Annotated in this window: 5 protein-coding genes; 2 read left to right on the top strand and 3 right to left on the bottom strand. The window is 67.9% G+C overall.

The genetic code is table 11. The features are described from left to right. Together PCA_RS05790 and recD are read left to right on the top strand one after the other, a co-directional pair. On the top strand, positions 1–961 hold a 961-nt coding region (locus tag PCA_RS05790; RefSeq protein WP_181301646.1), incomplete at its 5' end, for a PD-(D/E)XK nuclease family protein. Then, positions 951–2,906, top strand: coding sequence for an exodeoxyribonuclease V subunit alpha (recD, locus tag PCA_RS05785; RefSeq protein ID WP_181301645.1), 1,956 nt, complete (start codon positions 951–953; stop codon positions 2,904–2,906). The genes PCA_RS05790 and recD, both read left to right, overlap by 11 nt. Positions 2,907–2,912: 6 nt before the next feature. Here recD and PCA_RS05780 read toward each other — a convergent pair whose 3' ends face one another. The 3 genes from PCA_RS05780 to PCA_RS05770 are packed head-to-tail and all read right to left on the bottom strand — an operon-like array spanning position 2,913 to position 7,604. Beyond that, positions 2,913–3,491, bottom strand: a complete 579-nt coding sequence (locus PCA_RS05780; RefSeq protein WP_181301644.1) for a GspH/FimT family pseudopilin — start codon at positions 3,489–3,491, stop codon at positions 2,913–2,915. Continuing rightward, the gene (locus PCA_RS05775) at positions 3,491–3,907 is read right to left on the bottom strand and encodes a type IV pilin protein (protein WP_181301643.1); all 417 of its coding nucleotides are present in this window, start codon (positions 3,905–3,907) and stop codon (positions 3,491–3,493) included. Before PCA_RS05775 ends, PCA_RS05780 begins: the two co-directional genes overlap by 1 nt. Positions 3,908–3,920: 13 nt before the next feature. After that, positions 3,921–7,604: a PilC/PilY family type IV pilus protein gene (locus PCA_RS05770; RefSeq protein WP_181301642.1), complete on the bottom strand. Its 3,684-nt coding sequence runs from the start codon at positions 7,602–7,604 to the stop codon at positions 3,921–3,923. Between the last annotated feature and the right edge of the window lie 15 nt (positions 7,605–7,619).

Here is a 7,619-nt window from a genome sequence, read left to right as displayed (position 1 = left end):
CCACCACCCCGCCGCCACCGCCACGCTCGACCGCGCCGCGCGCCGCTGCGCGCTGCCGTTCGCGGAGCCGTGGTGGATCGCCAGCTACAGCGCGCTGGCGCACAACGAAGACGGCGCCGCGCCGCGCCACGCGCCCGAAACCGCGAACCAGGCCACGCTCGCGGAGAACGTCGCCGCGGCGAACACCGAAGCGCCCCCTGCCGACATGCACGGCATCCACGCGTTCCATCGCGGCGCCAGCGCCGGCACCTTCCTGCACGACTTGCTGGAAAGCTGCGCCGACGAAGGCTTCGCCCGCGCCGCTGCGCCTTCCGCCAGCCTGCGCGACACCATCGCACGGCGCTGCCAGGCGCGCGGCTGGCAGGCCTGGATCAAGCCGCTGACGCAATGGCTGCCCGCATTGCTGCACACGCCGCTGTCGCTGCCCGACGGTGGCGCGATGCCGCTTGCTTCGCTCGCCGATCCGCGCCGCTATCGCGCCGAACTGGAGTTCTGGTTCGAGGCGAACCGCGTCGATGCGCAGGCACTGGATCGCCTCGTGAGCACGTCCACGCTGGATGGCGCGGCGCGTCCGGCGCTGCCGCCCAACCGCGTGAACGGCATGCTCAAGGGCTTCATCGACCTGGTGTTCGAGCACGAGGGGCGCTGGTACGTGGCCGACTACAAGTCCAACTGGCTGGGCCGCGACGCCGGCGCCTATACCGCGGAGGCGATGCGCGACTCGGTGCTGCAGAGCCGCTACGACCTGCAGTACGCGATCTACACGCTGGCCCTGCATCGCCAGCTCAAGGCCCGCCTGCCCGGCTACGACTACGAACGCGACATGGGCGGCGTGTTGTACCTGTACCTGCGCGGCGTGGACGACGCCGGCCACGGCGTGCACCGCGAGCGGTTGCCGTTCGCGCTGGTCGACGCGCTGGACCGGCTGTTCGCGACGGGAGGCATCGCGCATGTCGCCTGAAGCCCTGTCCGCCCTGCTCGACCGCGCGCTGGAACAGCAGCGCCTGCGCCCGCTGGACGTGGCGTTCGCGCGCTTCCTCGCCGAACGCGATGCGCGCATCGCGCCCGCGCTGCCGTGGCTGGCCGCGGTGCTCAGCCGCCAGCTCGCCGACGGCCATCTGTGCCTGGACCTGGACCTGCTGCCCATGCTGGCCGAGGAACAGGACTGGCCCGCCGACTGGCGCGCGCTGGCCGAATCGCTGCGCGAGGGCGACGCCCTGCGCGTGCCCGACTCGCCCCTGCTCGCCGCGAACAGCGAAGGCGAACCGGCACACGCGCCGCTGGTGCTGGACGGCACGCGCCTGTACCTGCGCCGCTACTGGAACCACGAGCGCAGCGTGGCGCACGGCATCCTGGCCCGCGTGGCGCGCGCGGCGAATCCGCCGGAGCATCTCGCCGCCGAGCTCGGCCGCCTGTTCCCCGCGACAGCCGAAGCGCCCGACTGGCCGCGCATCGCCTGCGCGCTGGCCGCGCGCGGCGCGTTCGGCGTGATCACCGGCGGCCCCGGCACCGGCAAGACCACCACCGTGGTGCGCCTGCTGGGCCTGCTGCAGACACTGCAGTTGCGCGAACACGCGCAGCCGCTGCGCATCCGCCTCGCCGCGCCCACCGGCAAGGCTGCGGCCCGGCTCAACGCCTCGATCTCCGCGCAGCTTGCGCGGCTGGATGTGGACGACGCCGTGCGCGCGGCGATCCCAGCGGACGTCGTCACCTTGCACCGCCTGCTGGGCGCGCGGCCGGACACGCGCCGCTTCCGCCACGACCGTCGCAACCCGCTGCACCTGGACGTGCTGGTGATCGACGAAGCCTCGATGATCGACCTGGAAATGATGGCCGCCGTGCTGGCCGCGCTGCCGGAACCGGCCCGGCTGATCCTGCTGGGCGACAAGGACCAGTTGTCCTCGGTGGAAGCCGGCGCGGTGCTGGGCGACCTGTGCCGCCGCGCCGACGCCGGCCACTACGACCACGTCACCGCGCAGTGGCTGAAGGCCACCACCGGCGACGAGATCGACGCCTTCGTGCAAGGCGACGCGCAGCCGCTGGACCAGCACATCGCGATGCTGCGCACCAGCCACCGCTTCGACGCCCGCAGCGGCATCGGCCGCCTGGCGCAGGCGGTGAACGCAGGCGCCGCGCCCGCCGCGCTCGCGCTGCTGCAAACGCCGACGCCGGACCTCGCCTGGCTGCCCGACGCGGATGCCGCCACGCTGGCCACCGTGGCCATCGACGGTTCGCCCACCCCCCACGCGAAGCCCGGCGGCTACCGCCACTATCTGGAATGGCTGCGCGCGCACCGCCCCGCCGCGGACGCCGGCGAGGCCGCGCATGCGGCCTGGGCGCGCGGCGCGCTGGAGGCGTTCAATCGCTTCCAGCTGCTGTGCGCGCTGCGCCGCGGCCCGCACGGCGTGGAAGGCCTGAACCGGCACGTCGCCGCGGCACTGCGCGCGCGCGGCCTGATCGAAGGCGAACACGGCTGGTACGAAGGCCGCCCGGTGCTGCTCACCCGCAACGACTACAGCCTGGGCCTGATGAACGGCGACATCGGCCTGTGCCTGCGCCTGCCATCCACCGACGGCACGCCCGGCACGCGGCTCGCGGTGGCCTTCCTCGCCACCGCCGATCGCGACGGCGCCACCCGGCTGCGCTTCGTCGCGCCCTCGCGGCTTGCCGACGTGGACACCGCCTGGGCGCTCACCGTGCACAAGTCGCAGGGCTCGGAATTCGACCACACCGCCCTGCTGCTGCCGCCGGACCCGAACGCCGTGCTGACCCGCGAACTGCTCTACACCGGCATCACCCGCGCCCGCCGCCGCTTCACCCTGCTCGGCAGCGCCGCCATCGTCGAACAGGCCGTCGCCCGCCGCACCCGGCGCCATTCGGGGCTGGGGGCGCGGCTGGAGGCCTGAGCCGGATCAGGGCGTGCACTCGGCGGCGACGGGAAGTGCCTTGTTCGCGAGGCTGCCCGATCCAGTCAGGTCCAGCTCCATGCCCGGTACAACAGCGCTGTTTTCGCCCTCGCCGTCGACGCGAATGCAAGTGCGGAAGTTGAGCCCGGCACCCGGTTGAAGTTGACCCTGCTGGGCGAAGCTGACCACGTTCGTGGTACTGGACCGGATGGTCACATCGGGACGCCCCCCCCCGGCACGCAGCAGGATGTTGCCTGCGGCATACGCCGCATTCGCGGAAGCGGCACCAGCGGGGTAGGTATAAACCAGCCACCCTGCGTCCCAGTCCGTGCCATCCGCAGTGCAGTTGCTGCCGTCGCTGCTCGGACACAGCGAAACCAGTTGGCCACGGTTGATCGCTTCCGTGCGGGCATAGCGCAAATCGGCGAGCAACGCATTGCTTGCCGCGTTGACCCTGTTGCGGCGAATCGTGTCGCGAAAGCTGGGTACCGCGATCATGGCCAGGATCGCCAGCACGGCCAGCGTCACCATCAACTCCACCAGGGTGTAGCCGCGCGTCGGTTGTGTCGTGGGCGCCATCGTCATCACCAGCAGCTGCCATTGCTGTTGGCGGTATCGCCCGGCCCGGGCGTCTTCGCCCCGGTGCTGTCGATGGTCAGTGCGCCACAGGCATCCGCCTGCTGCACGCCCTGGGTCGCGGCCGTGGCGGTATAGGCCTGCCCGTTGCTGGCGGCAGCGATGTTCACGGTGGCGCTGTAGAAGCTTTTTTCCGATATCGCCGGGTTGGCAAAACCTATGTCGGTGAGCGCGCCGTACCTGTTGTAGGTGGCGTAGTAGCGCTCCTGGGCATTCGCGATTCGCAGCAGCAACTGCTGGCCGTCCGCCCGGCGGGCGCGGAGCGCGTAGCGCCCGTATGCCGGGACCGCAATCGCCGCGAGGATGGCGATGATGGCCACCACCACCATCAGCTCGATCAGGGTGAAACCGCGTGTACGCCGCATGACCCGCCTCCGTTTACTGTCCATTGCCCAGCGCGCGCCAGGAGCGTCGGCGCCAGTAGGTGTCGCCGATACTGAATGAGGTGCCGTCCTTCTTGAGGCTCACGCCAGGCAGATAGATCTGCCCGCCGCCCATCGCGGTCGCTGCCGGCAGGAAACCACCGGTTGGAGGGTTGCGCACCAGCGCGCCGGCCTGCGCGTACCCGATCGGCCAACCAGCGATCGTGCCGAAGTCCACGCCCTGGGCGGCACCGCCGGTGGCGGCGTCCACCACCAGAACCGCGCCCTGGGGCACCGGATCGCAAGGATCGTTGTCCTGCGGAATCAGGGTGGTGATGATCGCGCGGTTGGTGTCGAACAGCGCGGTGGCGTCCACCACCACGCGCTCGCCCTTGTCGAGTTGCGAACCGGTGCTCACACCGGGGATGAACAGCTCGAAGTACCAGCCACGGATCGGCGTGCCTGCGCCACTTGCCGATGGCACGGGATAGGTGGTGAGACCGCGAATGCCATCCACCTCGGTAAGCGTCTGCTGTACCAGCGGCGTGGCGGCATCCCCGTCCACCACGACCACCTGCCCCGACTTGCCGCTGTCGCGGATGCCATAGACGGCCTGCACCTTGGTGTTGGAGTCGACCTTGTTGTCCTCGCCGGAGAGGTATTTGCCGGTACCGAACACCACCATGAATCCGCCCGAGGCGGGATCGGGGAACAGGCGCGGCATCACCGTCACCGGACGATCGCCGGCCACCTTGGGCTTGAAGAACAGATCCACCTTCCAGTTGTCGGCGCTGACATCCGTCAGGTCATAGCGCCACAGGTTGCCTTGCAGGTCGCCCGCGAATGCCACGTCGTCGATCTGGTCGTTCTCGTAGTCGCCCAGCACCGGCGTGCCGAGGCCGTAGCTGACGGTGCCGCTGGGCGTCTTCAACTCTTTCAGCAAGGCACCGGTCTGGGCGTCGAGCACGAACAGCGAGCTGAAGGTGTTGCATACCGGGTTGCCGTCGTTCTCGACCTTCGTGCAATCCACCGCCATCGTGCTGGGGAAATAACCACCCGGCACCAGGACCACCCACTTGCCGTTCTTCAACCGGCCGATGTTCGGACGACCATAGGTGTAGCCGAGATTGGCGTTCTGGAATTCCCACAGCACCTTGGCGCCGGGGTCGCTTTCGCTGGCGCTGGCCTCACTGATGTCCAGCGCGTACACGCCGCGGCCGCCCAGGCGCAGGCCACCGACGAGGATGGTGTGCCACCCGGTCGTGCCCGAACTGAAGAACACGTCGCGGCTCACCGGCGTGCCATCGACCGAGGGCATGAAGTCGAAATTGTCCTGCGAGCTCCAGCCGGCAAGCCGATCCCACGACGAATATGGCACGTAGGCCCAGCGCTCCCTGCCCGGCGCCGGCGTGACATCCACCGTCGTTGCATCAGTATCGCTGGTGGTCGCATCGAACGCGTGCAACATGCCGTCGTTCGCGGCCACGTACACCGTGGGCGCGCGTTTGGCATGGTCGTAGCGGAACTGCTCGTAGCTCTGGCCCTTCGTCGCGGCATTCGCTTCGGGACTGCCTGCCGCCCAGCTGTCGCGGTAGCCGCCAGTGGGCCGAGCCACATAAAGCGCCTGCGCATTGATCACCGCGCCAAACACCGAATTGCGTTGGCGAAAGCCCTTGCCGTCCAGGCTCTGGTTGCCGCGCAGCCACGCCAGCCGATCACTGCCATTCGGCGTACCGCTGGCCGCGCCGAAGGCGGGATCGAGCGCGTTGATCGCGTTTACCACCGCATCGCCGCGGAACGCCGCACCCTTGCCGCTGCCCGTACCGGTGCTGGTGAGGATCACCCGGGTGTCGCCGGACTTGGCGCGTGCGTCCAACAACACGCGCCCGTTCCAGAGCACTGCGGTGCCTATGCTTCCATCGGCATCCACGCGCTTCGCCTGCACCGTGCCGCTCCAGTCGCTGGTGTCGTAACCTGCCTGGTAGATCACGGTACTGGTGCCCAGCACCGAGGCGCTTAGGCTACCGGCCACGGCGGTGGTGTTGCGGGCAATGATGCTGTTGAGGATCTTCGTCAGCACATTGATCAGCGCAGCGGGGTCACTGACGCCAAAGTACTGACCGCGGCTGTTCAGCGCCGCATGCCACATGTCGTCGATCTTCCTGCCGTCATCGGTGCCCGCCACCGGCACCGGCCACGCGGTACCGCCTTTGCGCAGACTTTCGTAGGTCGTGTCATTGTCGACCAAGGTGCCCGCCGCGCCGAATCCGATCATGTACTGCACCAGATGCGGCCAGGTCGCGGGATCGTTCGCCGGATTCCAGTAGATCTCCTTGTTGTTGCGGGGGTCGGCCCCTGAGGTCAGCGGTTTGCCGAACAGGCTCGTGGTCTGGTCGGGAATGTATGGAGGCACCTTGCGCCGGTTCGCCTGGGTGGCGAACAAGCTGTTGCCGGTCACTCCGGCCTGCAGATCCGTGGCCCAATAGTAGAACGCAACATCCGCCATGGTCGGCACGGTGTTGCTCGCTTCGTTCCATACGACCTTGCTTTCCGCGTCGGAGGTCGAGAACGCCCCGATGCCGTCCGGCATGGCGCTGATCGCGGTGGTGTCTTTGCCGGGTGCCGTGAAACCCGAATCCTGGTTCCACAGGCCATCCGTCATCTGGATGTGATAGTTCTGCCTGCAGACCAGTTCCTTGCTGGCGTCCAGGTCGTAGTACGGATTGCTGGCCGCCGCACCGGTACGGTTGGTGAAGTACTTGCCCACGCGATCGGCCGCCGAACGATTGGGCGTGTAACCGCCGGCATTGATCGCAAACAACCAGTCATAGAAATTCGTGCGGGCATTGGCGGTGGCCGTGTCATCGACGAATTTGTAAATGCCGGTATTGTTCGTCAGGTTGTTCGAGTTGATGTTCTGCCATGCCACGCGTACGTTTTCACCGAACGGGGCAAACGCCCGTGAAATGGCGCTGATCGCAGCCATGCGCCGCGTCCGGTAGTAGGAATACCAGTTCGCGAAATCCTGCTGCTTGGTTGTCGGCAACGTAACCCAGGTCCAGTTGGATGCCGTGTACAGCGCGGTCTGGCTGGCCGTGGTCAGCTTCCCGTTGCTGCCCACCGACAGTGCGCCGCCGCTCCATTGGTAGTAGCCGGCTCCGACATGTCCGCAGAAGGTCGCCTTGGCCAGGGACTGGGTTCCGCCTTTGGTGTCTTTCGACTTGGGTCGGTTGTAGGTGATGCCGTCATTCCAGGCACCGCCAAATGTGGCGTTCCCCAACGTGGTGGTGCCATCCTTCGTCAATGGTGGGTCGTAGGTATTGTTGGGGTTGAAATAGACGCCATTCATCACCCATGAGCGCGGGTCGGCCCCATTCTTGTTGGTGGGGTCGATGGCCCCGGCGCATCGCCACGGACTCTTGGAGTCGGCATTGCTACCCCAGCCGGTATTCGTCGGATTTCCCGTGGTGCTGTTGAACTCATAGGGGCGGTAATCGCCCACGAAATCGCTGTCCATCGAACCGGAGTCATCGAACGTCAGCACAAGGTTAGGCGCCACCGAAGTAGTGGCCGCAGGCGGACCGGGACTCAGTTCGACGGTACCGGCCATCGAGGTGGCGCTGAAGCCGGCGGCAAGGCTGAGCAGCAGGCTGCCGAGGCCGGCGGAAACGCGCTGAGGGAAGGGATGAACGAGGCGCATGGTGGTGTCCTTGCC

The organism is Rhodanobacter sp. PCA2 (assembly GCF_013620825.1).
Lineage (GTDB): Bacteria > Pseudomonadota > Gammaproteobacteria > Xanthomonadales > Rhodanobacteraceae > Rhodanobacter_A.
Note: the sequence above shows the minus strand (reverse complement) of the source record. Positions and strands in the feature narration are given on the sequence as shown.

What these genes read in the sequence shown, in the direction of transcription:
- recD (WP_181301645.1), top strand. Translation starts at nt 951, where the DNA reads ATGTCGCCTGAAGCCCTGTCCGCCCTGCTCGACCGCGCGCTGGAACAG.
- PCA_RS05780 (WP_181301644.1), bottom strand. Translation starts at nt 3,491, where the DNA reads ATGACGATGGCGCCCACGACACAACCGACGCGCGGCTACACCCTGGTG.
- PCA_RS05775 (WP_181301643.1), bottom strand. Translation starts at nt 3,907, where the DNA reads ATGCGGCGTACACGCGGTTTCACCCTGATCGAGCTGATGGTGGTGGTG.
- PCA_RS05770 (WP_181301642.1), bottom strand. Translation starts at nt 7,604, where the DNA reads ATGCGCCTCGTTCATCCCTTCCCTCAGCGCGTTTCCGCCGGCCTCGGC.